16 protein-coding genes are annotated in these 24459 nt (G+C 64.9%); 9 read left to right on the top strand and 7 right to left on the bottom strand.

Features of this window, described 5'->3' with window-relative positions; genetic code table 11:
• Positions 1-160 precede the first annotated feature (160 nt).
• Both F8237_RS18815 and F8237_RS18810 read right to left on the bottom strand, forming a co-directional pair.
• The gene (locus tag F8237_RS18815; protein WP_162006118.1) at positions 161-3655 is read right to left on the bottom strand and encodes a tetratricopeptide repeat protein; all 3495 of its coding nucleotides are present in this window, start codon (positions 3653-3655) and stop codon (positions 161-163) included.
• Between the two features lie 389 nt (positions 3656-4044).
• Positions 4045-4635 (bottom strand): PadR family transcriptional regulator, encoded by a 591-nt coding sequence (locus F8237_RS18810; protein WP_151646817.1) that lies wholly within the window; start codon positions 4633-4635, stop codon positions 4045-4047.
• Positions 4636-4837: 202 nt separating this feature from the next.
• Here F8237_RS18810 and F8237_RS18805 point away from each other — a divergent pair, with 202 nt between their 5' ends.
• From F8237_RS18805 to F8237_RS18790, 4 genes are all read left to right on the top strand, one after another.
• Positions 4838-5224 carry a nuclear transport factor 2 family protein gene (locus tag F8237_RS18805; RefSeq protein WP_151646815.1) on the top strand — a complete coding sequence of 129 codons (387 nt, stop codon included), beginning with the start codon at positions 4838-4840 and terminating at the stop codon, positions 5222-5224.
• A gap of 36 nt (positions 5225-5260) precedes the next feature.
• Positions 5261-7051, top strand: coding sequence for an acyl-CoA dehydrogenase C-terminal domain-containing protein (locus F8237_RS18800; RefSeq protein WP_151646813.1), 1791 nt, complete (start codon positions 5261-5263; stop codon positions 7049-7051).
• 71 nt (positions 7052-7122) lie between these two features.
• Positions 7123-8331, top strand: coding sequence for an acetyl-CoA C-acetyltransferase (locus F8237_RS18795; RefSeq protein WP_151646811.1), 1209 nt, complete (start codon positions 7123-7125; stop codon positions 8329-8331).
• Positions 8332-8478: 147 nt separating this feature from the next.
• Positions 8479-10692 (top strand): 3-hydroxyacyl-CoA dehydrogenase NAD-binding domain-containing protein, encoded by a 2214-nt coding sequence (locus F8237_RS18790; protein WP_151646809.1) that lies wholly within the window; start codon positions 8479-8481, stop codon positions 10690-10692.
• Between the two features lie 450 nt (positions 10693-11142).
• On the opposite strand, the gene F8237_RS18780 is transcribed toward F8237_RS18790, so the two are convergent.
• A complete protein-coding gene (locus F8237_RS18780; protein ID WP_151646806.1) occupies positions 11143-11451 on the bottom strand; it encodes a hypothetical protein in 309 nt (102 codons plus the stop codon).
• A gap of 223 nt (positions 11452-11674) precedes the next feature.
• Positions 11675-12289, bottom strand: a complete 615-nt coding sequence (gene gstA, locus F8237_RS18775) for a glutathione transferase GstA (RefSeq protein ID WP_151646804.1) — start codon at positions 12287-12289, stop codon at positions 11675-11677.
• A gap of 126 nt (positions 12290-12415) precedes the next feature.
• On the opposite strand from gstA, the gene F8237_RS18770 reads away from it, so the two are divergent.
• The 5 genes from F8237_RS18770 (at position 12416) to F8237_RS18750 (ending at position 18901) form a co-directional block, all read left to right on the top strand.
• Positions 12416-12913 (top strand): MarR family winged helix-turn-helix transcriptional regulator, encoded by a 498-nt coding sequence (locus F8237_RS18770; protein ID WP_151646803.1) that lies wholly within the window; start codon positions 12416-12418, stop codon positions 12911-12913.
• Positions 12914-13014: 101 nt separating this feature from the next.
• Positions 13015-14385, top strand: coding sequence for a glutamate--cysteine ligase (locus tag F8237_RS18765; protein WP_151646801.1), 1371 nt, complete (start codon positions 13015-13017; stop codon positions 14383-14385).
• Between the two features lie 107 nt (positions 14386-14492).
• Positions 14493-15095 carry a PAN domain-containing protein gene (locus F8237_RS18760; protein ID WP_151646799.1) on the top strand — a complete coding sequence of 201 codons (603 nt, stop codon included), beginning with the start codon at positions 14493-14495 and terminating at the stop codon, positions 15093-15095.
• 281 nt (positions 15096-15376) lie between these two features.
• On the top strand, positions 15377-17893 hold the full coding sequence (locus F8237_RS18755; protein WP_162006116.1) for a glycogen/starch/alpha-glucan phosphorylase: 2517 nt from the start codon (positions 15377-15379) through the stop codon (positions 17891-17893).
• A gap of 192 nt (positions 17894-18085) precedes the next feature.
• Positions 18086-18901 (top strand): acyl-CoA thioesterase, encoded by an 816-nt coding sequence (locus F8237_RS18750; RefSeq protein ID WP_151646795.1) that lies wholly within the window; start codon positions 18086-18088, stop codon positions 18899-18901.
• A gap of 232 nt (positions 18902-19133) precedes the next feature.
• Here F8237_RS18750 and F8237_RS18745 read toward each other — a convergent pair whose 3' ends face one another.
• From F8237_RS18745 to F8237_RS18735, 3 genes are all read right to left on the bottom strand, one after another.
• Positions 19134-20750 (bottom strand): phosphoenolpyruvate carboxykinase, encoded by a 1617-nt coding sequence (locus tag F8237_RS18745; protein WP_151646793.1) that lies wholly within the window; start codon positions 20748-20750, stop codon positions 19134-19136.
• A 281-nt stretch (positions 20751-21031) separates the two neighbouring features.
• A complete protein-coding gene (locus F8237_RS18740; protein WP_162006115.1) occupies positions 21032-23626 on the bottom strand; it encodes a CHAT domain-containing protein in 2595 nt (864 codons plus the stop codon).
• An 85-nt stretch (positions 23627-23711) separates the two neighbouring features.
• Entirely contained in the window at positions 23712-24446 is a 735-nt protein-coding gene (locus F8237_RS18735) for a HugZ family pyridoxamine 5'-phosphate oxidase (protein WP_151646791.1), read from the bottom strand.
• Positions 24447-24459: the final 13 nt, after the last annotated feature.

Here is a 24459-nt window from a genome sequence, read left to right as displayed (position 1 = left end):
CTTTTCCGCATCAAACCGGCGTCTCTGGAATACTGGGTCGCCCGGTCCCGGCTCGGCCAAGGCTACGCCGGGCCACGAGGGTGATCGGCCGGCGAAGCTTTGGCGAAGACGGCAAGCCGGGCGACGACAAGAGACAAGAGGAGAGAGCGTCCTAAAACGCCTAGTGCACCGCCGAGGCCGAGCGCTTGCTCGCGACCGGCTTCGGCGCGGGCTTGGCGTTTGCCTGCGGCGCGCTATCCCAGCCGCCGGCGGGCGCCGTGACGTTGACGGCATCGTCCGGCTGCGGCTCGGCGCTGAAGGTCTGGATCGCGAGCTTGGCGGCGGCGAGGGATTGCGGGTCGAGGCGCTTGGCGACATCGTCGCGCTTGCCGGACGCATCGGCATCGCCCTGCGCGGCAGCCAGGCTGAACCATTTGTAGGATTCGGCGAGGTTCTGCTCCACGCCGATGCCGCGGGCATAGAGGATGCCGAGGTTGAACTGGCTGTCGGCAACGCCGCGATCGGCGGCCTTGCGGAACCACTGCGCCGCGCTCTTGTAATTGGCGCCGCGTCCGCCGCCGTCGGCGTCGAGCACCGCGAGATTGTGCATCGCCTTGGCATTGCCGCGCTCGGCCGCCTGCGTGTAGTAGCGGCGGGCGATGTCGGCGTCCTTCTTCACGCCCAGGCCCTTTTCGTAGAGCGTGCCGAGGCGGAAGGTCGCGGGCACCACGCCGGCTTGAGCCGCGCGGTCGTACCATTTGGCGGCTTCGTCGTAGTTCGCCGCAACACCCTTACCTTCGGCGAAGCGCATGCCGACCTCGAAGGCCGCGGCCGCATCACCCTTCATCGCAGCCGTGCGCAGCACCGGACCGCCGATGCCGTCAGGCAGTTTTTCGCTCGGCGGCACCTGAACCAGGCCGAGCCGCGCGCGGCTCGTGCCCGTCAGTGCGCCGGTGACATCGCTGTTGGCCGCCGGCGGCGGCGCAGCGGGAGCGGGCGGGATTTCAACCGAGGCCGAGTTGCCCGAACCGGCGACGGGGGCCGGCGCGGGATTGTTCAGCGACTGCTTTCCGATCGGCGTCGGCGAGGTCATCGACGGCGTGACCTGCTCGGGCGCGGCCGGCTTGCTTTCGACCGGTGGCGGCGCCTGCGGCGCGGGTGCGCTGGAGGAGTCCTCCATCGCCTGCGGCGCCGGCGGCGCAGTGCCGCCGTCGAGCTGGTTCATCGCCATCTTGAACGTGCCGAGCACGATCACGACCACGCTCGCGCCGACCAGCAGCGAGCGGATCTTCGAGGTGATGGTCGAGCCGCCTTCCTGGCCCTTGTCCTTGGGGCGGCCCGCAATTGCTGCCTTGACAGCTCCCTTGGCGCCGCGGGCCGGCTTCTCCGGCTGCGCGGCGGCAGCCTGGGCAGCCCGGCGCGCGGCAGCAATGAAGCTCGACGATGACACCGGCTCCTTGGGTGCCGCGGGGATTTCACTGATTGCGCTTTCAGACGCGGCAATGCGCTCCGACGGCGTGGCGACACGGCCGCCCGGCCGCGTGCCCGGCTCGAGCGGATGATCCGGCGGCAATTCCGGCGCAAGCGCCGAGCGGGCCGGCGCCGTGTGCGGCTCCAGGATCTCGCTGATCGCGCGCGGCGGCAAAGGTGGCGTGGCCTGCGGCGCCATCGGCGCCGGCGGCGGCGCGGCCGGTATGGCAGCGGCGTGGAATTCGCGCGGCGCGGCGACGAAGGCCGACTGCGGCAGCTGTTGCGCAGCGGCCGGGTTCGGCAATTCGGGCTTGGGATCGTATTTCGGCTGCGGCTGTTGCTGCGGCCGCATCTCGCGCGCCATCGGCGCGGACTCCATCGGCGCGGCCACGGGAATCGTCATGGGCTGCGGCGCCGGTGGCGCGGTGCGCACCGCGCGCAGATCGCCCTCGATCATGGACAGGCGATCGACGACATGGCCGAGCGCGTTATGGACGGCCTCGAGCGAGTCCTGGGTGCTGCGGTTGGTCTCGGCCTGGCTGAAGCGGATGTCGGAGAGCTCGCGCTTGACGACATCCACCACGCCGGAATCGGACGACGGCGCGGAATTGCGGCCCTCGGCCAGCGCGGAATAGGTCGCCTGCTGCCGTTCCAGGTGCCTGAGGATGTCGTGCAGCCCGTCCTCGACGCGGCTCAAATTGCCGTTGCGCGGATCCGAGGCGGCCTCGATCCGCTCCAGCAGATACGACACCCGCTGTTCGAGATGCGCGAACGTCGATGCGGAATCGTTGCCGACCTGCATGCGGTCGAAGCGGTCCGACAGCGCCCGGATCGCGGCTTCCAGATGTTCGCTGCTCTCGGCGGGCTGAGGCCGTTCACGCGTTTCCAGCGCGGCGGTGAGTGCCGCGATGCGCTGCTCCAGCACCGCAAAGCTGTCGCCGGGGCCCGACGCGCGGGTCACCTGGTCGACCTTGGACGACAGCAGCTGCACGTCGTCCGAAAGCCGCGCCAGGGCCTCGTTGGAGGCGACGTTGGAGACGATGGCACGTAGCGCCGAGATCGCGTCTTCGAGCTGCCGCACGGTCGACGGATCGTCATTGGCCCGCAGGATCAGATCGAGCTTGGCACCGAGATTGCGGATCGCCTCGTCATAGCCGGTGAGCTGCTCGGCCGGCGTCAGCGTGCGCAGCACCTGCTTGATGTCGGACAGCGCATGCTCGATGCCTGACAGCACCTGGCCGTCGGTGCCGGACGAGCGGGTCTCGTCGATGCGACGGTGCAGCGAGCGGATCTCGTTCTCGATCGACTCGATCGCACGGCGCGGCATCGCCTCGGTGATGGCGGCACGGATCTCGGCAAGCTCGCTGCGAAAGGCGTTGATCGCCTGTTCGGTATTGTCGGGACGCTGAAGCGACTCGATCTGGCTCGTGATCTTGAGCAAATGGCGCTCGAGCGACGAGAAATCAGGCCCCGGCTGCGGGGGCGGCGGAGCGTAGACGGGTTTGGGCGGCGCCATCTGGGGAGCGAACGGCGCTGCCATGGGAGTAGACGTAGGCGCGATCGACGGCGCGGCGCGCGGCGGCATCTGCCGCGGCGCGAAGCCGTCCAGCTCGCTCTGCCGCGCCGTGATCTCGGCGACGGCAACGTCGAACGACGCAGGGCTCAGCGGCGGTGAGTTGCGATAGACCTGTGCGGCCGCGCGCTCGACCGCATCGGCCTGGCGCTGGCGCGCCTCGGCGGGTGCCGGCCGCGCTGCCTGAGGCTGCGGCGGCTTCGAGATTTGCGACAGCCGCGCGTCGAGCCGCGAGATGGCGTCATTGAGCTGACGGGCGACACCCTGCTCGCGCGAGACGTCTGGTCGTGCAGCGTCTTGTCGTGAGGCGTCCTGTCTTGAAGCGTCCTGGCGCGGCGCGGGCTTCGAGATCCGTTCGATCTGCTGGGTGATCGCGTCGAGCCGCTGGTGGATGTCGGCGACTTCGCGGCTCTCCTGGCTCGGCATTTGCGCCGAACGCGGATCGGGACGTTGATCCTGACGTTGATCCTGGCGCTGTTCGTAAGGTCCGCGAAAGTTTGGCGGGGCAGTCTCGCCGAGCGTGGAGTTCAGCCAATCGTTGAGTGACATGCCGGCACGGCGCGCAGCAGCTTCGGCCCGCTCCCTGACGGAAGGGTCGATACCGTCAACACTCCACGATACGCGCGAATTCATGACTCTGTCCGGTTCCGACTCCGGCGCCCCACCCGACGCCTCCAGTCTCCCCACGCGTACCGGTTGCAAAGACAATCGGATTTGGCGCGGGTCGTCTGCCTCGAAAACCGACTTTTGTCTGTTACGGTAAATAACGGGTTAAGGAACCCGTTGACGGTGTCTTAAAGTTGGGCGGCGGGAAGAGGGGGCGTTTCGTTGTGGCGCTCGTCCGGTCGCCCAATAGCCGGTGTCATGCCCGCGAAGGCGGGGCATCCAGTACGCCGCAGCACCGAGGCTCTAGCCGCACCGTCTCTGGAATACTGGATCGCCCGCCCCAGTGCGCAATCGCGCACAAGGCGGGCGACGACAGCGGAGCGCGGAGCAAGAGCTGCGTCCTTGTCAGCGCCGCCTCAGCCCTTCCCCTCGCGCTTGCCATCCTCCAGCGGCACCACCGTGCCCTTGCTGCTCATCGCCGACAGCGCCTCGAGCGCCTCCTCGCAGAAATCGGCCACCATCTGCTCGTGCCGGGCACCGAGCTGAAGAAGCAGCAGATTGCCAAGGTCGAGCACACCCGAGGCCGTCTCTTCCGGAAAACGCTTCTTGAGGATCCGCTCGTAGTTCGCGTGGCGGTCGCGGTGGTGCTCCAGGCGGGCCATCAGATCGGCGCGCATGGGCTCGATGTCGATGCTGTCGAGCGCATGCAGCCGCACCAGCAGGTCGTCCTTGATCGAGGGCGGCGTGCTCGGCCGCGCGGCCCAGTGCCGCAGCGCTGTTCGACCCTCGGGAGTGAGCGTATAGATGAGTTTATTGGGTTTGCCGGATTGGACGACCTCGCGACCCTGGATGTAGCCGCGGTCGCGCAGCTTGGAGAGCTCGCGGTAAATTTGCTGATGGTCGGCCTTCCAGAAGAAGCCGATCGAGGAGTCGAACGTCTTGGCCAGCTCGTAGCCTGTCATCGGACGTTCCGTCAGGCATGCGAGGATTGCGTCGCCCAGCGCCATGGCACCAGCTCCCTTGAGGTCCCGACCAATTGACTTGACTTTATGCGCATTGATGCATATGCGTCAATGTGCATATGAGATGCCAGAGGCGGGGCTCAATACCCGTCCCGAAAACATAGCGAAATCAAACTCCTCGCTACTGTGCATGGGGTTGTTTTCGAGCATTTTGCCAAGGCCTTTGATCTAGGGAGGCATCCTGACAATGACCGGCCTCGATTCCTGGTACGCCTTCATGAAGTCCCATGATGCCAAAGCGCTCTGGGACTTGCTGCATCCTGACGCCGTGTTCGAAAGCCCCGTGGTGCACTCGCCGCAGCGCGGCCGCGACATCACCTTCAAATACCTCGCCAGCGCCGAGAAGGTGCTCGGCGGTCCCGGCTTCACCTATGTCGGCGAGTGGACAAGCGCCAACGGCGCGGTGCTCGAGTTCAAGACCATGATCGACGGCATCGAGATCAACGGCGTCGACATCATCACCTTCGATTCCGAGGGACGCATCACGAATTTCAAGGTGATGGTGCGTCCGCTCAAGGCGATCAACATGCTGCACCGCCTGATGGCGGAGCAGCTTGCCGCCGCCCAATCCTAAGCCAAATATCATCAGACCGCCTGCCGGGAGACCACCATGCCGATCTACAAAGCCCCCGTCGAAGACGTGAACTTCCTGCTCAACGACGTCTTCCAGATCGACCGCTACGACAACCTCGCCGGCTTCTCCGACGCGTCGAGCGACGTGCGTGAAGCCATCCTCGGCGAAGCGGCCAAGCTCTCCGAAGAAGTGCTGCAGCCGCTGAATCGTGTGGGCGATCTCGAAGGCTGCAAGCGCGCCGATGACGGCAGCGTCACCACGCCGAACGGTTTCAAGGACGCGTTCAGGCAAGTTGCCGAAGGCGGCTGGCTCGGTCTGTCGGCGCCGACGGAATATGGCGGCCAGGGGCTCCCCGTCACGCTGAGCCAGGCGGTCAATGAATTCCAGTGCTCGGCCAACATGGCGTTCTCGATGTATGGCGGCCTCACCATGGGCGCGACCGCGGCGTTGATCGTTCATGGCTCGCCCGAGCAGAAGCAGACCTACGTGCCGAAGATGGTGGCGGGCGAGTGGACCGGCACCATGAACCTGACCGAGCCGCAATGCGGCACCGACCTCGGCATGCTCCGCACCAAGGCGGTGCGCCAGGCCGACGGCAGCTTCAAGATATCAGGCACCAAGATCTTCATCTCGGCCGGCGAGCATGACCTTGCTCCCAACATCATTCACCTCGTGCTCGCCCGCATCGAGGGCGCGCCGGCCGGCATCAAGGGCGTGTCGCTGTTCGTGGTGCCGAAATTCCTGGTCAATGCCGACGGTTCGGTCGGCGCACGCAACGGCGTGGTCTGCGGCTCGATCGAGCACAAGATGGGCATCCACGGCAATTCCACCTGCGTGATGAACTACGACAACGCCACCGGCTGGCTGATCGGCGAAGAGAACAAGGGCATGCAGGGCATGTTCGTGATGATGAACGAGGCCCGTCTCGGCGTTGCGGTTCAGGGCCTCGCGCAGTCCGAGGTCGCCTATCAGAACGCGGTCGCCTATGCCCGCGAGCGCATCCAGGGCCGTTCGCTCACCGGCGCCAAGGCGCCGGACAAGGCGGCCGACCCGATCATCGTGCATCCCGACGTGCGCCGCACGCTGCTCTCGATCCGCGCCTTCAACGAGGCCGCGCGCGCCTTCGTGATGTGGACTGCGCTGAAAAGCGACGTTGCCCATCGCTCCGAGGATGCCAAGGACCGCCAGGCCGCCGACGACCACATGGGCCTGATGACGCCGGTGCTGAAGGGCTTCCTCACCGAGTACGGCTTCGCCAACGCGGTGCAGGCGCAGCAGATGTATGGCGGCCACGGCTACATCGCCGAGCAGGGCATGGAGCAGTTCGTGCGCGATGCGCGCATTGCGATGATCTATGAAGGCGCCAACGGTATCCAGGCGCTCGACCTCGTCGGCCGCAAGCTGCCGCGCGACGGTGGCCGCGCCGTCATGGCGTTCTTCGGCGAGGTCATGGCCTTCGCCAAGGAGAACGGCGGCGACGAAGCGCTGAAGCCCTTCATCGCCCCGCTGTCGGCTTCGCTGGGTCACCTCCAGCAGGCCACCACCTGGCTGATGCAGAACGCGATGATGAAGCCGGACAATGCGGGAGCAGCCGCAACCGATTACCTGCACCTCTTCGGCTTCGTCGCCCTCGGCTACATGTGGGCGAAGATGGCGAAGGTGACCCAGGCCAAGATTGCCGAGAGCGGGGCCACGCCCTATCTCTCGACCAAGCTCGTCACCGGCCGCTTCTTCATGGAGCGGATGCTGCCCGAGACCGCCGCCAATCTCGCGCGCATCCAGGCCGGCTCCGCCACCATCATGGAATTGCCGGCGGAAGCTTTCTGAGGATTTTCGCTTCCCCTAACAATCTCGATCGCGTCGCGGTCGCAACCAATCGCTGCAATCAGGAGGCTCCCATGGCAGATGCCTATATCTACGATCACGTCCGCACCCCTCGCGGCCGCGGCAAGGCCGACGGCGCGCTGCACGAGGTGACCGCGCTCGCGCTCGCCACCGTGCCGCTGAAGGCGCTGAAGGACCGCAACAACCTGCCGGAAGATTCCGTCGACGACGTCATCCTCGGCGTGGTCGATCCGGTCGGTGAAGCCGGCTCGGACATCGCGCGCTTTGCAGCGCTCAAGGCCGGTCTCGGTGAAGCCGTTCCCGGCGTACAGATCAGCCGCTTCTGCGCCTCCGGCCTCGACGCCGTGAACTTTGCCGCAGCCCAGGTGATGAGCGGCCAGCATGAGCTGGTCATCGGCGGCGGCGCCGAATCGATGAGCCGCGTCGGCATCGGCGCCTCCGGCGGCGCCTGGCCGATGGATCCGTCGATGGCGGTGCCGTCCTATTTCATGCCGCAGGGTATCTCGGCCGACCTGATCGCCACCAAATACGGCTTCTCCCGGGACGACGTCGACGCCTACGCGGTGCAGAGCCAGCAGCGCGCAGCCAAGGCCTGGGACGAGGGCCGCTTCAACAAGTCCGTGGTGCCGGTCAAGGACATCAACGGCCTCACCATCCTCGCCAAGGACGAGCACATGCGTCCCTCGACGACGATGCAGTCGCTGGCGCAGCTGCAGCCGGCGTTCACGATGATGGCGCAGATGGGCGGCTTCGACGGCGTCGCCGTTCAGTCGCATCCGGAGATCGAGCGCGTCAATTACGTACACCACGCCGGCAACTCCTCGGGCATCGTCGACGGCGCCGGCGCCGTGTTGCTCGGCAGCAAGGAAGCGGCGGGCAAGTACGGCCTGAAGCCACGCGCCAGGATCCGCGCCTTCGCCAACATCGGCTCCGAGCCGGCGATGATGCTGACCGGCCCGGTCGACGTCACCGAGAAGCTGTTCGCACGCTCCGGCATGAAGAAGTCGGACATCGACCTGTTCGAGCTCAACGAGGCCTTCGCCTCCGTCGTGCTGCGCTACATCCAGGCCTTCGACATCGACAACGCCAAGATCAACGTCAATGGCGGCGCAATCGCGCTCGGCCATCCGCTCGGCGCCACCGGCGCGATGATCCTGGGCACCGTGCTCGACGAGCTCGAGCGCACCAACAAATCCACGGCCCTTGTGACGCTGTGCATCGGCGGCGGCATGGGCACCGCTACCATCATCGAGCGCGTCTAAGAAGCTGCCGTAGGGTGGGTTAGCCGAAGGCGTAACCCACCATGCCGCGGCGAATAAGGTGGTGGGTTACGCTTCGCTAACCCACCCTACGAGATCACGATCAACCGCCGCGCCGAACACTGGCTGCCGGCACCGAGGGAGCACCACATGGCTTACAAGAACTTCAAGGTTGAGACCGATTCCGACGGTATCGCGCTCGTCACCTGGGACATCCCGGGCCGTTCGATGAACGTGCTGGACGAAACCTCGACCAACGAGCTCGACGCGATCGTCAAGGAAACCACGGCTGATGCCGCGGTGAAGGGCGTCGTCATCACCTCCGCCAAGGAAGCGTTCTGCGCCGGCGCCGACCTGTCGATGCTCGAAGGCATGAACCAGGCCTACGCCAAGGTCTTTGGGGAGCAAGGCGAGACCGCCGCGAACCAGATGTTGTTCGACCAGAGCCGGCGCTTCTCGCTGGTGCTGCGTTCGATCGAGACCTCCGGCAAGCCGTGGGCGGCCGCGATCAACGGGCTCGCGCTCGGCGGCGGCTTCGAGATCACGCTGTGCTGCCACTATCGCGTGGCGGCGGAGAATCCCAAGACCCGCCTCGGCTTGCCCGAGGTCAAGGTCGGCCTGTTCCCCGGCGCGGGCGGCACGCAGCGCGTGCCGCGCCTGGTGCCGCCGCAGGACGCCATGACGATCCTGCTCAAGGGCGACCCGGTTACGGTCGAGAAGGCGAAGGCGCTGAACCTCATTCACGCCGTTGTTCCCGCCGCCGACCTCGTCAAGGCCGCCAAGGACTGGATCAAGGGCGGCGGCAAGGCCGTCGCGCCCTGGGACGAGAAGGGCTTCAAGCTGCCGGGCGGTCCGGTGTTCTCCAAGGCCGGCATGATGATGTTCCCGGCCGGCAATGCGATCTATCGCCGCGAGACCTACGACAACTATCCGGCCGCGCGCGCCATCATGAGCTGCGTCTATGAAGGCCTGCAGTTGCCGATCGACGCGGCGCTCCGCGTCGAGTCGCGCTACTTCACCTCGGTCCTGCGCTCGAAGGAAGCGGCCGCGATGATTCGCAGCCTGTTCCTGTCGATGCAGGAGCTCAACAAGGGCGCGCGCCGTCCGAAGGACGTACCCGCAACCAAGGTGAAGAAGATCGCCGTGATCGGCGCCGGCTTCATGGGCGGGAGTGTCGGCTACGTCTCGGCCCGCGCCGGCCTCGACGTCGTGCTGATCGACCGCGACCAGGAAAGCGCCGACAAGGGCAAGGCGCATGCGCAGAAGGTGATCGAGGAGCAGATCAAGAAGGGCCGCGCCAAGCCCGCCGATGCAGAAGCCCTGCTCGCGCGCATCACGCCGACCGCGGACTACGCCGCGCTGAAGGACGTCGACCTCGTCATCGAGGCCGTGTTCGAGGACCGCAAGGTCAAGGCGGAGACCTTCGCCAAGGCACAGGAGCACATGAAGCCGGACGTGATCTTCGCGTCGAACACCTCGACGCTGCCGATCACCTCGCTGGCCGAAGCCTTCAAGGACCAGGGCAAGTTCGTCGGCATCCACTTCTTCTCCCCGGTCGAGAAGATGATGCTGGTCGAGATCATCAAGGGCAAGAACACCGGCGATGTCGCGCTCGCGACCGCGCTCGACTACGTCCGGCAGATCGGCAAGACGCCGATCGTGGTGAACGACAGCCGCGGCTTCTTCGCCAATCGCTGCGTCGGCCGCTACGTCGCCGAGGGCAACGAGATGTTCCTCGAAGGCGTGCCGCCGGCGATGATCGAGAACTGCGCCAAGATGGCCGGCATGCCGGTCGGCCCGCTCTCGCTCTCGGATGAGGTCGCGCTCGACCTCGGCCTCAAGATCATGAAGGCGACGGAAGCCGATCTCGGCCCCAACGCCATCAACCCCGATCAGAAGAAGCTGATGGTGGAGCTGGTCGAGAAACAGGGCCGTCTGGGCCGCAAGAACAGCAAGGGCTTCTACGACTACCCCGAGAAGGGCAAGGGCCAGAAGAGCCTGTGGCCGGGCCTCTCGGCTCTGCAGCCGAAGCAGCTCGACCCCGATACGCTCGACATCGAGGAGCTGAAGCAGCGCTTCCTGGTGGTGCAGGCGGTGGAAGCCGCGCGTACCGTGGAAGACCACGTCATCACCGATCCGCGTGAGGCGGATGTCGGCTCGATCCTCGGCTTCGGCTTCGCGCCGTTCACCGGCGGCACGCTGTCCTACATCGACTTCATGGGCACGAAGAAGTTCGTCGAGCTCTGCCACAAGCTGGAAGCAAGATACGGCTCGCGCTTCACCCCGCCGAAACTGCTCGAGGAGATGGCCACGAAGGGCGAAACCTTCTACGGCCGCTTCGCGCCGAAGAAGGCGGCGGCCTGATCGTCGGAGCTCGCAGCGAACGAAATTGCGAAGGCCGGATCATCGATCCGACCTTTTTCTTTTGCGCAATGTCATCACGGTTGCGTCAGATATATTCCCGGTTGTGGAACCGATCACAAGATCCGCTTAGGAACCGTGTCAGAGTTCCACTGCCGCGGTGTCGCGCAATCTCATAGGCGCGTCAAAGCAGCGTCGTTCTGTCGCTCGGCCCCGGCATTCGCCTTGCTGCGGGTCGGGGTCGTGAATCGCGTTGGGACGCTTGCCGATCGATCGGCGAGTTGAAGACAAAACAAGAAAGTGTCCTTGATGAACTCGTTGGTGCTGCGGAAGACCGCGCTCGATCGCGATCTTGCCAACAATTATGCCGTTGCGTCTGCGACCGGCCGCCCCTCGCAGCAGAAGCCGGCTCGCCTGCGTCGCAAGGGACCGGTGCTTTGGACGGCTCTGGCGTCACTTGTGCTGGCTGCGGATTTTCTGCTCGCCTATCTCGCCTGGCTGGCCGTCGACTTCATCATGGGGTGAGGCCTCGCGCGCGTGCAGCAGATACGTTGCCGCGAAGTACGCGAGTTGGCAGACGGCAAGGCAGGCGGCAATGACGGTCACGCCCGTCAGCATTCCGAAATCGTAAGCGCGAAGAACAATCGCGGAAAGAATTGCGATGATCGGAGAGATCAGGACCAGCGCCCAGATCCTGAAAACGTAACCTGTGGCTATTCCCACCACCCCACTTGCAACGATCAGGACGGAGGCAATCGTCAAGTTCAACTCCGAAGAGAGTCCAAACAAGTCCTCAACAGATCCAGCAAGCTCGCCCGCTTTGCGAGTACTGACAAGACAGCACTACTTACATTTGGCGAACAGTAGTTCATAAGTCGGGTACGGCGATCCGGCGAAATGGGTTCAGCACCCCGTGCCGTCCCGCGGCAAATAAGGGGCCGGATCCGTCGACCCGGCCCTTTCGACGATCGATTGCGCTCGCAGTTCAGGCAGCCTGCGCCAGCCCTTCCTTCTTCAGCGCTTCCTGCACCTGCGGGCGCGCGGCGACGCGGGCCTTATAGGCGGCGAGGTTCGGCATCGCCGAGAAGTCGAACTTCATCCGGTCGGCCCAGGTCAGCATCGTGAAGAAATAGCCGTCCGCGACCGTGAACTGCTTGCCCATGAGATAGTCGCGGCCGGCGAGCTGGCTGTCGATGTATTTCAGCTTGCCCATGACGCGATCCCTAAAGAAGGCCTTGGCCTCGTCGTTCAGCGCCGGTGCGAACATTGGACCGAAGCTCTTGTGCACCTCCGAGGTGAGGAAGTTCAGCCATTCGAGCAGCTTGTAGCGCTCGGCGCTGCCGTGGGCGGGCGCCAGCGCCTTGGCCGCAGCCTTGTCGGCGATCATCTGGACAATGACCGGACCTTCGGTCACGATCTCACCGCTGTCGAGGCCCAGCGCGGGGACCTGACCTTTGGGGTTCAGCTTCAGATAATCCTCACCATTTTCGAGCTTCTTGGCCCGGATATCGACCTTGACCAGTTCGTAGGGCAGGCCGGCTTCCAGGAGCGCGGTGTGAGGGGACAGGGAGCAGGCGCCGGGCGAGTAATAGAGTTTCATGGAATTTCCTCCCCTTGACGCTTGGTTGCAGCGAATAAACGCCTACATGCACGTGCATGCAATAGTCAAGATTGATGCAGGTGCATCGAGTGGGGTAAGAGACGGGCGACGAGTTTGAGCGGGACCATGAAACGCAAGCCATCGACCGAGGCAACTTCCGCCTGGATCCGCCTGATGCGGGTGCAGAGTCGCGTGCTCGATTGCGTCGAGCAGGACCTGAAGAAGGCGGGGTTCCCGCCGCTGGCCTGGTATGACGCGCTGCTCGAACTGTCGCGGGCACCCTCGGGCGAATTGCGGCCGGTGGAGCTCGAGCGGCAGATGCTGATCCCGCAATATTCCACCTCGCGCCTGATCGACCGCCTGGTCGACGAGGGCCTCGCCTGCCGGCGCGAATGCAAGATCGACAAGCGCGGCCAGTTCGTGGAGATCACGGAAGCGGGCCGCGAGCTGCAGAAGCGGATGTGGGGCGCCTATTCCGCCGCGATCGAGAAATACGTCGGCTCGAAACTGTCCGATGCTGATGCCGTCAAGCTCAGCGGTCTGCTCGACCGCCTGGGCTGCTCGTGCGGCGAGATGAAACTGCCGCCCGTCGCCAGCGTCAACGAAACCTCGCCGCCGCGATGATCGCGCGGCCAACCAGCACGTCCGCGCACCCCATGGGTTCGCGGACCATCCCTGTCACCCGCGCGCCTTCGATCGAAGCGCCCTTTTGATTAGAGTTTGATATGGCGCGAGACCAGATCGATATGACGCCGCTGCAATCGCGCGACGAGCTCGTCGCGTGGTTCGAGGCCGGCTGCAAGGACCCGTCCGAATTCCGCATGGGCACCGAGCACGAGAAGACGCCGTTCACGCTCGAAGGCCACCGGCCGGTGCCTTACGAAGGTCCGCGCGGCATCGGCGCGCTGCTCGAAGGCATGAAGCTCCTGCTCGGCTGGGAGCCGATCATGGAGAAGGGCAACATCATTGGCCTCTACGACGTCACCGGCGGCGGCGCGATCTCGCTCGAGCCCGGCGGACAGTTCGAGCTCTCCGGCGCGCCGGTCGAGAACGTGCACCAGACCCAGAGCGAGCTGATGGCGCATCTGGCGCAGGTGCGCGAGATCGCGACCCCGCTCGGCATCGGCTTCCTCGGGCTTGGCATGACGCCGTCCTGGTCGCGCGCCGACATCCCCGTGATGCCCAAGGGCCGCTACAAGATCATGACCAACTACATGCCGAAGGTCGGCCAGTACGGCCTCGACATGATGTACCGCACCTGCACGGTGCAGACCAATCTCGACTTCTCCTCCGAAGCCGACATGGTCAAGAAGCTGCGCGTCTCGCTCGCGCTGCAGCCGGTCGCGACCGCCTTGTTCGCCAATTCGCCGTTCACCGAAGGCAAGCCGAACGGCTTCCTCTCGTTCCGCTCCGAGATCTGGCGCGATACCGACAATGCGCGCGCCGGCATGATGCCGTGGGCGTTCGAGGACGGCATGGGCTTCGAGCGCTATGTCGACTACGCGCTCGACGTGCCCATGTATTTCGTCAAGCGCGGCGACGATTACATCGACGTGTCGGGCTCCTCGTTCCGCGCCTTCTTCGACGGCCGCAACAACAATTTGCCCGGCGAGCGTCCGACGCTGTCGGACTGGGCCAACCATCTTTCGACGATCTTCCCCGAGGTGCGTCTCAAGCGCTATCTGGAAATGCGCGGCTCCGATGGTGGCCCGTGGGAGCGGTTGCCGGCGCTGTCGGCGTTCTGGGCCGGGCTGCTCTACGACGACGTGTCGCTCGATGCCGCCTGGGACCTGGTGAAGCACTGGACCGCGCCCGAGCGGCAAGCCTTGCGCGACGACGTGCCGCGCTTCGGCTTCAAGGCGCGGATCAAGGACCGCTACCTGTTCGAGATCGCCAAGGAATGCCTCGTCCTGGCCCATGCCGGCCTGCGCCGGCGCGGCCGGATCGACCAGCTCGGCCGCGACGAAACCCGGCATCTGGAGCCGCTCGACCGCATCATCGATTCCGGCCGGACTCCGGCCGAGGAGATGCTGGAGAAGTTCAAAGGGCCCTGGAACGGCTCGGTGGAACCGGCCTACGCGGAATACGCTTTCTAGGGTCCCGGCGCCCGGAAGTTCAGCCGTTCATCGCCCATACAGGTTTGCGGCGATCAAATGACCGGCTGAAAAAACTCAGCGCCGTCAATAACTCGAAAGCTGTTCCGATGGGGAAGGGCCGCCTGCCTGGGGCTGACATGTCAAAGCTCTTGGCAAAGGTCTCGGCAAAGTTCTTGGCAAGCGTCGTGGCCTGCGCCACGCTGCTCTCGCTCGTGTTTTCGAGCGACCCCGCACGCGCCCAGACGGCGTTCGACCGGCCCGGCGGCGACTATTTCAACACGCCGGTCACTTCAGGTGACCCCGAGGATTGCGCGCTGCAGTGTGAGCGCGATCGCCGCTGTCGCGCCTGGAGTTTCAGCTATCCCGATGTTGAAGGCGGCTCGGCCGTGTGCTGGCTCAAGAACACGGTGCCGCCGCGCGTCCCGGGCAATTGCTGCATCTCCGGCGTCCGCGGCGCCGGCGTGATCGAGCCGCGGGTCGAGGGCGTGGAAACGTCGATCGACCGTCCAGGCGGGGACCTGCGCAATTTCGAGCTCAAGGACGGCGAAGGCGAAGAGGCCTGCAAGGCAGCCTGCACCGCCGACAACAAATGCCGCGCCTTCACCTATGCCCGTCCCGGCTACACCGGGCGCGAAGCGCGCTGCTTCCTGAAAAAGGAAATCAAGCCGCCGCGCCGCAAGGCGGGCTTCACGTCGGGCGTGGTCAGGTAACGCCAGACTCCTGGTGGTCAGGTAACGCCAGACTCCTGCGACCAGGCCCGAGGATTTCGCAGCGCGCTGGTCAATTCACCACCGACACGAGCTGCCCCAGACGTGCCAAATCGGCGTCTCTCCGTACGCTTCCGGGTTCCCAAATCGGCCCATTCCTTGCATAATTTTACGGCAGCGCAGTGCACGGCCGCACCAGCGATGGTTCCGGTGCGGGGGCAAGACGCTTAGGATTACAAGACGCGTAGGGTTAGTGGTGTTCTCGCGACCAGGAAGTGACGGCCTTGCAAGATCAATCGTTCCAGCCAAATTTCCCAGCTCCCGGCCAGCCCATCGACGAACTCGCACTGGCTGAGATCAAGGGCACGATCCTGGCGAAGCTGCGCCTTGCCATCGGCAAGGACGCGGGCATGGCAACCAAGCACGACTGGTACCAAGCCGCGGCGCTCGCGCTGCGCGACCGCATCGTGCATCGCTGGCTCACGGTCGAGAAGCATAGCTACGACGCCGGGCGCAAGCGCGTCTATTATCTCTCGCTCGAATTCCTGATCGGCCGCCTCTTCACCGACGCGCTCAACAACATGGGGCTGCTCAAGATCTTCGAGGTCGCGCTCGGCGATCTCGGCGTCTCGCTCCCTGAGCTCCGCAAATGCGAACCTGATGCCGCGCTCGGCAATGGCGGCCTCGGGCGGCTCGCCGCCTGCTTCATGGAAAGCATGGCCACGCTGTCGATCCCCGCGATCGGCTACGGCATACGCTACGATTACGGCCTGTTCCGCCAGATCATCAATCAGGGCTGGCAGCAGGAATATCCGGATGAATGGCTCGGCTTCGGCAATCCCTGGGAATTGCAGCGGCCGGAGGTCATCTACGACATCAATTTCGGCGGCGGCGTCGAGCATGTCGACGACAAGGGCCGCGACCGCGCGATCTGGCATCCGGGCGAGACGGTGCAGGCGATCGCCTATGACACGCCGATCGTCGGCTGGCGCGGTCAGCACGTCAATGCGCTCCGCCTGTGGTCGGCGCGCTCGCCCGATCCGTTGAAGCTCGATGCCTTCAACAAGGGCGACTATGTCAGCGCCAGCGCCGAGCAGTCGCGCGCCGAGGCGATCTGCAAATTCCTCTATCCGAACGACGAGAGCCCCGCCGGGCGCGAGCTGCGCCTGCGCCAGGAATATTTCTTCGTCTCGGCCTCGCTGCAGGATCTCATCAAGCGGCATCTGTCGTCCGACGGCCAGCTGCGCAGCCTGTCGTCCAAGGTCGCGGTGCAGCTCAACGACACCCATCCCAGCCTTGCCGTCACCGAATTGATGCGCATCCTCGTCGACCTCCACAATTTCCGCTGGGACGAAGCCTGGAAGATCACGGTCGCCACCCTCTCCTACACCAACCACACGCTGCTGCCCGAGGCGCTGGAGACCTGGCCGGTCGAGCTGTTCGAGCGGCTGCTGCCGCGGCACCTGGAAATCATCTATCGCATCAACGTGCAGCATCTCGCGCTCGCCGAGGCGCGCGCGCCCGGCGACATCGATTTCCGGGCCTCGGTTTCGCTGATCGACGAGAAGAGCGGGCGCCGCGTGCGCATGGGCCAGCTCGCCTTTGTCGGCTCGCACCGCATCAACGGCGTCTCGGCGATGCATTCGGACCTGATGCGCGAGACCGTGTTCCACGATCTCAACCATCTCTATCCCGGCCGCATCACCAACAAGACCAACGGCATCACCTTCCGCCGCTGGCTGATGCTGGCAAACCCGAAGCTGACCGATCTGTTGCGCGAGACCTGCGGCGACGCCGTGCTCGACGATCCCACCCAGCTCAGCCTGATCGAGGCGCGCGCCAGCGACGTCGAATTCCAGAAGAAGTTCCGCAGCGTCAAGCTGCACAACAAGACGGCGCTCGCGCGCCTGATCGGCGAACGGCTCGGCATCAAGGTCGACCCGAGCGCGCTGTTCGACGTGCAGATCAAGCGCATCCACGAATACAAGCGCCAGCTCCTGAACATCATCGAGACGGTCGCGCTGTACCAGGCGATCAAGGACGATCCCGACGGCAATTGGGTGCCGCGGGTCAAGATCTTCGCGGGCAAGGCGGCGGCGAGCTATCGCTACGCCAAGCTGATCATCAAGCTGATCAACGACGTCGCTGAGGTGGTCAACAACGACCCTGCGATCGGCGGCAAGCTCAAGGTCGTCTTCCTGCCCGATTACAATGTGAGCCTCGCGGAAGTGATCATTCCCGCGGCCGATTTGTCCGAGCAGATCTCGACCGCCGGCATGGAAGCCTCGGGCACCGGCAACATGAAGCTGTCACTGAACGGCGCCCTCACCATCGGTACGCTCGACGGCGCCAACATCGAGATTCGCGACCATGTCGGCGCCGAGAACATCGCGATCTTCGGCATGGAGGCCGGCGACGTCATGATCCGGCGCAAGCAGGGGCTGGATGCCTCCGACGTGATCCGCAAATCGCCGAAGCTCCAGCGCGCCATCAATGCGATCGGTGCCGGCGAGTTCTCGCCGGGCGATCCCGGCCGCTTCGAATCCATCGCGCATGCGCTGCGTTATCTCGACCATTACATGGTCAGCGCGGACTTCGATTCTTATTACGAAGCGCAGCGCAGCGTCGACGCCCGCTGGCAGGTGGCGCCGGCCTGGACGCGCGCCTCCATCCTCAACGTCGCGCGCATGGCGTGGTTCTCGTCGGACCGCACCATCCGCGAATACGCCGAAGAGATCTGGACCGTGCCGGTGAACCCGACCACGCCGCTGCTGCCGAATCTGCGCGACGTCGCGGGCTGATTTTCCGCGGCGTGAAATCGGCGTTACCCGCGAGGTTATTGCATCTCGCGGAGAGGATGATGATATGATCCTCGTCATCTCCGCCACCCGTCATTGCGAGCGCAGCGAAGCAATCCAGAATCTTTCCACGGAGCTAGTCTGGATTGCTTCGCTGCGCTCGCAATGACGGAAAGGTCGGCATCGAGGAATACAATGCACGCCAAGCTCCCGCACCCCTTCGACGACGCCACCCGCATCACCGCTGGTGACAGCAGCTGGCAGGGGCACACCAGCGACGATTACTGGGCCTTTGTCGGCCCGTTCGGCGGCATCACGGCCGCGACGATCCTGCGTGCACTGATCGAGCATCCGCAACGCGCCGGCGAACCGCTGGCGCTGACCGTCAATTACTGCGCGCCGATCGCCAAGGGCCCATTCGATCTCGACATCCGGCTGGTGAAGGCCAACCGCTCCAGCCAGCACTGGAGCGTCGAACTGTCGCAGGGCGGCGGTGAGATCGCAACGCTCGCCACCGCCGTGTTCGCCGAGCGCCGACCGTCGTGGGAGCACAGGGTGGCGCAATATCCTGAAGCAAAGCCGTTCGAACAGACGCTGCCGTTCCCGAAGATCTCGGCGTCGTGGGCCAACCAGTATGAATTCCGCTTCGTCGAGGGCGAGATGCGGATCGGCCCGCCGCAGGCCGAACTTGCCAGCACCTATTCGAAGATCTGGATCAGCGACCGCACTCCGCGCAAGCTCGACATGCTGTCGTTGATGTCGATGTCGGACGCCTTCTTCGGCCGCATCTTCCACGCCCGGCGCGAACTGGTGCCGTTCGGCACGGTGTCGCTGACGACGTATTTCCACACCGACAGCGAAGAGCTCGCCGCCGAGGACATCACCCGCGTGCTCGCGACGGCCGATTCGAAGATCATGCACAAGAGCTACGCCGACCAGAACGCCGAGCTGTGGTCGCCGAACGGAAGGCTGCTCGCGACGACCACGCAGATCGCGTATTTCAAGGCGTAGCCACATTCGTCGTCCCGGACAAGCGCAGCGGAGCGCAGATCCGGGACCCATAACCACAGGATGGTGTTTGGCGAAGGCTTTGAGTTGCCAGCTCGCGCTACGACTTCTCCCCGGGATTATGGGTCCCCGCGTACGCGGGGACGACATCGCGTGTGTGGTTCGCGCCTGCGCGCACAAACAAAAAGGACGGCCTCTCGGCCGCCCTTTTGCATTCAAACAAAGGCGAGAGAAATCACTCCGCCGCGAGCTTCACGTCCGGCGCGGCTGCGCGCACTTCGGCATCCACCTGGGCTTCGAACTTGGCGAAGTTCTTCTGGAACATGCCTACCAGGGCGCGGGCGGTCTTGTCGAACTCGTCCTTGTCCTTCCAGGTGTTGACCGGGTTGAGGATCTCGCTCGGCACGCCCGGCAGCGCGGTCGGGACCGCGAAGCCGAAATATTTGTCGGTGCGGAATTCGACGTTGCGCAAGCTACCGTCGAGCGCGGCGGTGAGCAGCGCGCGCGTCACCTTGATCGGCATGCGCGAGCCAGTGCCGTACTTGCCGCCGGTCCAGCCGGTGTTGACCAGCCAGCAGTCGACATTGTGCTGGGCGATGAGGTCGCGCAGCATGTTGCCGTAGACGCTGGGATCGAGCGGCAGGAAGGGCGAGCCGAAGCAGGTGGAGAATTCCGGCTGCGGCTCGTTGCCGAGACCGCGCTCGGTGCCGGCGACCTTGGCGGTGTAGCCGGAGAGGAAGTGATACATCGCCTGCGCCGGCGTGAGCTTGGCGATCGGCGGCAGCACGCCGAAGGCATCGGCGGCGAGCATCACCACGTTCTTCGGCTGCGGCGCGCGGCCGGTGCGCGAGGCGTTCGGGATGAAGTCGAGCGGGTACGCCGAACGCGTGTTCTCGGTCTTGGAGCCGTCGTCGAAATCCACGACGCGGGTGTCTTCGTCGAGCACGCAGTTCTCGAGCACCGCGCCGAAGCGCGTCGACGCCGCGAAAATCTCGGGCTCGGCTTCCTTCGACAGCTTGATGCACTTGGCGTAGCAGCCGCCTTCGAAATTGAAGACGCCGTTCGGGCCCCAGCCATGCTCGTCGTCCCCGATCAGGGTGCGGTTGGGATCGGCCGACAGCGTGGTCTTGCCGGTGCCGGAGAGGCCGAAGAAGATCGCAGCGTCGCCCTTGGCGCCGACATTGGCCGAGCAGTGCATCGGCATCACGCCGCGCTCCGGCAGATAGTAGTTCAGCGTGGTGAAGACCGACTTCTTCATCTCGCCGGCATAATAGGAACCGCCGATCAGCACGATCTTGCGGGCGAAGTCGATCGCGACGACGTTTTCCGACTTGCAGCCATGGCGCTTCGGATCGGCGCGGAAGCTCGGCATGTCGATGATGGTGAGCTCAGGCGTGAAGGTCGACAGCTCGATCGCCTCGGGGCGGATCAGCAGCGTGCGGATGAACAGCGAGTGCCAGGCGAGCTCGGTGAAGACGCGGGTCTTGATCCGGTAAGCCGGATCGGCGCCGCCATAGAGGTCCTGCGCGAACAGCTTCTTGCCTTCGGCGTGCTTGAGGAAATCCTGGTAGAGCGTCTCGAACTGCTCGGCGGTGATCGACTGGTTGCCGGCCCACCACATCTTCTTGTCGGTGGTGGCGTCGCGCACCGTGAACTTGTCCTTCGGACTGCGGCCGGTGAACTCGCCGGTGTCGGCGCAGAGCGCGCCGTCAGCCGACAGCACCGCCTCGCCAGCGGCGAGCGAGTACTGATAGAGCTGCGGTGCGCCTAGGTTCCAGTGAACCTGCTTGAGATTCTTTAAGCCGAATTTGTCGGCGCCGAAGGCACCGTTGCGCACGCCCGTCTCTTGCACGAAAAATCCTCCTAGAACCCGCGACACATAGCGCGACCTGGCTTTGGCGCCATCGCGGTCACCGTGAATTACAGGCCGTCCGGCCTCGGTTGGACGACCTAATATCGGTGAACGCTGACGTTGCCAAGCTGATCCCGCAGGATTTGGTTTATTCAAGGACCGCGCCAAACGTCGCGCATGTCAGCCCTGAGCAGTTGCACCAAAAATCACGGATGATCGCGCAACCAAATGCGTGTTTCGGCGTTTCCCGAGATTATTGCGACGCACAATCCACGTCCGGGCTATCGTACCTCGCCTTCGCCGATCAGTGCGAACGGTCCCCACATCGCGGGGTAAGCATTGCGCGGCGACGAGGTGTCATCAACATACGCCAACATCGCGCGGCGCAAGGCTTCGGCACGGCCGATTTCTGGTTCGTTTTTGAGCAGCTCGAAAGTCGAGGTGGTCAAGCGTGTGGCAGCTTCCGAGTCCACAGCCCAATGCGAGACCAGCAGCGCGCGAGCGCCGGCGTAGAAGAACGAGCGCGCCAGTCCCGACAGGGCTTCAGCGCCGGGCATGTCGCCGGCAATGGTGTTGCAGGCCGACAGCACAACCCAATCCGCATTGAGCTTGAGCTGGGCGACTTCGCTCGCCGTGAGCAGGCCGTCATCCAGCTCCGTGGGCTGCTCGGGAATGGAGAGAGCCAGCGAAGGCTCGCCCAATCCCTTGATGTCGCCAGCAACGAGGCCGTGGGTGGCAAAGTAGATGATGCTGTATTGAGCAAGCGCTGCACGCTTCAATGTCGTCTCGCTGGCATCGCGGCCGAGATGGATGTCGGCCGCGGCCGCGCCGACATCCTTGGCCACCGCGTTCAACTCGTCCGCGGTATCCGGCAATTGCGGCAGCGCCTGCGCAAGCCGCGCGCGATCGACGCCGGCACCGCGCCAGAAGTCGGTATAGGCTGATGTCACGATGCTGCGCGCGGCAACCTTTCCATTCGCTGCGCGGCGATCGGCCGGCCCCTCCAGCGCCGGATTGAACACGGGATCGCCAAAGCCGGTCATCGGCTTCACGCCCTGGTCCCTCCGCGCGAAGGCACGCAGCGATTTCAGGCTGACCACCGACGGCAGCACCGACACGGCCTGACGCCGCAGCAGCCAGGCGGCGCCGCGATAGCCATCGAGCGTATCCGGGATCGCAGCCTGCGGCTTCTCCGTGACGAGCAGGTGAAACGGCAAGGCGGTCAGCGCGGCCGACGGCACCACCAGCAAATTGCGCTTGTCCTTCGTCAGCGCCTCGACCGGACCGAGCAGTGCGACATAGAGCTCGTTGGCGAGCGCAAGATCGAACAATCCGGATTTGCCGGACGCATCGCGCGCCTTGCCGACATCGAGTCCCCGGCGGAACGCAGTGACCTTCTGCGCCAGCGCGTCCGCGCCGAGCGGAATCTCCTTCCACTCGACACCCTCGCGCGTGATCGCGATGACATGACTCTGCTTGTCGACCACGGAAAAGAGCACCATCGCCTCGTCGGCCGACAGCAGCGGCTGGATGTCCTTCACGGCCAGTGGCAGGGGATTGGAAAGCGAGGCGTAGTCCGGGAACTCGACGGTGAACGTCTTCTGCAAGCCCGCACGCTCGTTCGCAATCGTCGCGATCCGCGCACGGCTGCGCTGCTCGGCCGGGACATCGCGCTGGGCCGACTGCTTCGACACCGCGACGATGATCGCCTTGTCGAGCGCCTCGGACTCGGCCGCGAGGTCCTGATCCCGGCGCACCAGCTCGGCAAGCCGGTCGCTGCCGGCAGCAAGGCGCACGGCCAGCTTGTTCACGGCCGATGCGGCAGAGGATTGCGTGCCGCGCTGGATCGCGGCGAGCGCGCCGTCCAGCGCCTTGTCGTCGGGCAGCAGATGTTGCTGCCGCGCGGCGAACAGGACCGGCAGCACGACACGCAGCTGTGCGCGGTCATTGCGGAGGGTTCTTTCCGCGAGAGGCAGCGCGTCCGCGTTCCGGCCTGACGCGTAGAGGAAATAAGCAAGGTTGCTGGTCGAGGTTGCGACATCGGGGTGATCGGGTCCGAGCGCCCGCTCGCGGATAGCAAGCGCGCGGCGATAGAGCGGCTCGGCATCGGCATAGCGCTGCTGGTGCTCGTAGAGGCCGGCGAGATTGTTCAGCGAGCGGGCGACGTCGGGATGATCCGGCCCCAGCACCTTTTCGCGGATCGCGAGCGAGCGCCTGATCGGTGCTTCGGCCTCCGCGTCGCGGTTGAGATCGCGATAGAGTTGACCGAGATTGTTCAGGAGGGTCGCGACGGCCGGATGCTCGGGGCCACCGACCTTCTGGTAGATCGCAAGCGCTCGCTGAAACAAGGGCTCCGCGTCCGCATAGTGCTGCTGCTTCACATAGAGCGTGCCGAGATTGTTGAGCGACTGGCCGACATCGGGATGCTCGCGCGACAGCGCCTTCTCGCGAACAGCGAGCGCGCGCTTGAACAGCGGCTCAGCCTCGGTGAGCCGGCTCTGCCGCTGATAAAGTGCAGCAAGGTTGTTCAGGACCGGTGCGATCTCGACGCTGTCGAGACCCGTCCCTTTTTCCATCAGCGCGATGGCGCGCTTGTAGATCGGCTCGGCCTGGTCGTCGTAGCCCTGGTCGGCATGGATTTGCGCGAGATTGTTGAGCGCGCCTGCGAGGTCGCGATTGTTGGTGGTCTTCTCGAGAGACGCCACCATGGCCTGCGCCAGCGGCAGAGCTTCCGAATATTTGCCGGCGCTTCTCAGCGTGTTGATCCTTGCGCTGTCCGATGCGAGATTGCCCTTCTGGCCAAAACCGGGCGTGACCAGCGATGCAGTGATCGCGAGCGCCAAACCCGCGACCAGCGTCAAACGACGACGTGTCATGAACCCTCTCGCTGCGCGCCTTGAGACCATTGCGGTTACGGTCTTGGGTCGCAGCGATCGCCGGCAGCGTTCAATGGGTTGCGCTTCAGTCCACCGTCTTGCGTGCCTCGCCAACGAGGTGCACCAGCATTTTTCGTAGCGCCGTGCCATTGGTCACGCGCTCCGGGAAGTCCAGCCGCAGCGCGGTCTGGCCGTCCTGCATGTCGAGACCGTCAGGGTCGCAGCCGGTGCAGCGCCAGTCGCCCTCGGGCGCGCCAAGAAGCTTCGTGGCATAGAGGCCCATGGCATCGCGGTGGTCGGCGTTCATGTGCTCGACGGCGCCCTCCTCCGCCGCCAGCAGGTCCTCGGCGGCGGTGAGGTCGGTGAGGAACTGCTCCGGCCTGAGGTCGACGATGCGGCCAAAGCCGGCGACCAGATGGGTGCCCGTGGGCCGGATCCGGAAGAAGGAGAAATCCTTAAACGATACAAAGGCTTCAGCCGAAGGATGAGCATTGAGATACCGCCGCTGGAGGAGTTCCTTATCGGCTGCGGCCGGTTCGGCCCGGCCGGACAGCATGATCCGGGCGCCTTCGAGGGGATCGCCGGCCGCACGCTCGTCCAGCATGAGCGAGACCCGGCTGTCTGCGAGGATGTTCCTGGTGTGGACCGCCAATCCCGAGATCAGCAGGATCGGGGAGCCGTCCGGGTGGCTGGCCAGATTGACCAAGGAACAATAGGGATCGCCGGAGCCCGCCATCAGGGTTGCCAGCGCACCTTGGCGCGACCGCCTGAGCAGCGATCTGGCGAGCTTTCCGGGGTCGAAATCGGAGGTCGGTTGCATTGGCTTTCTCGGC

Origin of the sequence: Bradyrhizobium betae (genome assembly GCF_008932115.1) — a bacterium.
In the GTDB taxonomy this organism is placed as follows: domain Bacteria; phylum Pseudomonadota; class Alphaproteobacteria; order Rhizobiales; family Xanthobacteraceae; genus Bradyrhizobium; species Bradyrhizobium betae.
The sequence above is the reverse complement of the archived record's forward strand: the minus strand, read 5'-3'. Positions and strand labels throughout refer to the sequence as shown.

Coding starts and splice junctions, on each gene's coding strand:
- F8237_RS18765 (WP_151646801.1), top strand. CDS start 13,015: ATGGCGCGAGACCAGATCGATATGACGCCGCTGCAATCGCGCGACGAG.
- gstA (WP_151646804.1), bottom strand. CDS start 12,289: ATGAAACTCTATTACTCGCCCGGCGCCTGCTCCCTGTCCCCTCACACC.
- F8237_RS18800 (WP_151646813.1), top strand. CDS start 5,261: ATGCCGATCTACAAAGCCCCCGTCGAAGACGTGAACTTCCTGCTCAAC.
- F8237_RS18735 (WP_151646791.1), bottom strand. CDS start 24,446: ATGCAACCGACCTCCGATTTCGACCCCGGAAAGCTCGCCAGATCGCTG.
- F8237_RS18790 (WP_151646809.1), top strand. CDS start 8,479: ATGGCTTACAAGAACTTCAAGGTTGAGACCGATTCCGACGGTATCGCG.
- F8237_RS18810 (WP_151646817.1), bottom strand. CDS start 4,635: ATGGCGCTGGGCGACGCAATCCTCGCATGCCTGACGGAACGTCCGATG.
- F8237_RS18770 (WP_151646803.1), top strand. CDS start 12,416: ATGAAACGCAAGCCATCGACCGAGGCAACTTCCGCCTGGATCCGCCTG.
- F8237_RS18740 (WP_162006115.1), bottom strand. CDS start 23,626: ATGACACGTCGTCGTTTGACGCTGGTCGCGGGTTTGGCGCTCGCGATC.
- F8237_RS18805 (WP_151646815.1), top strand. CDS start 4,838: ATGACCGGCCTCGATTCCTGGTACGCCTTCATGAAGTCCCATGATGCC.
- F8237_RS18795 (WP_151646811.1), top strand. CDS start 7,123: ATGGCAGATGCCTATATCTACGATCACGTCCGCACCCCTCGCGGCCGC.
- F8237_RS18815 (WP_162006118.1), bottom strand. CDS start 3,655: ATGAATTCGCGCGTATCGTGGAGTGTTGACGGTATCGACCCTTCCGTC.
- F8237_RS18750 (WP_151646795.1), top strand. CDS start 18,086: ATGCACGCCAAGCTCCCGCACCCCTTCGACGACGCCACCCGCATCACC.
- F8237_RS18760 (WP_151646799.1), top strand. CDS start 14,493: ATGGGGAAGGGCCGCCTGCCTGGGGCTGACATGTCAAAGCTCTTGGCA.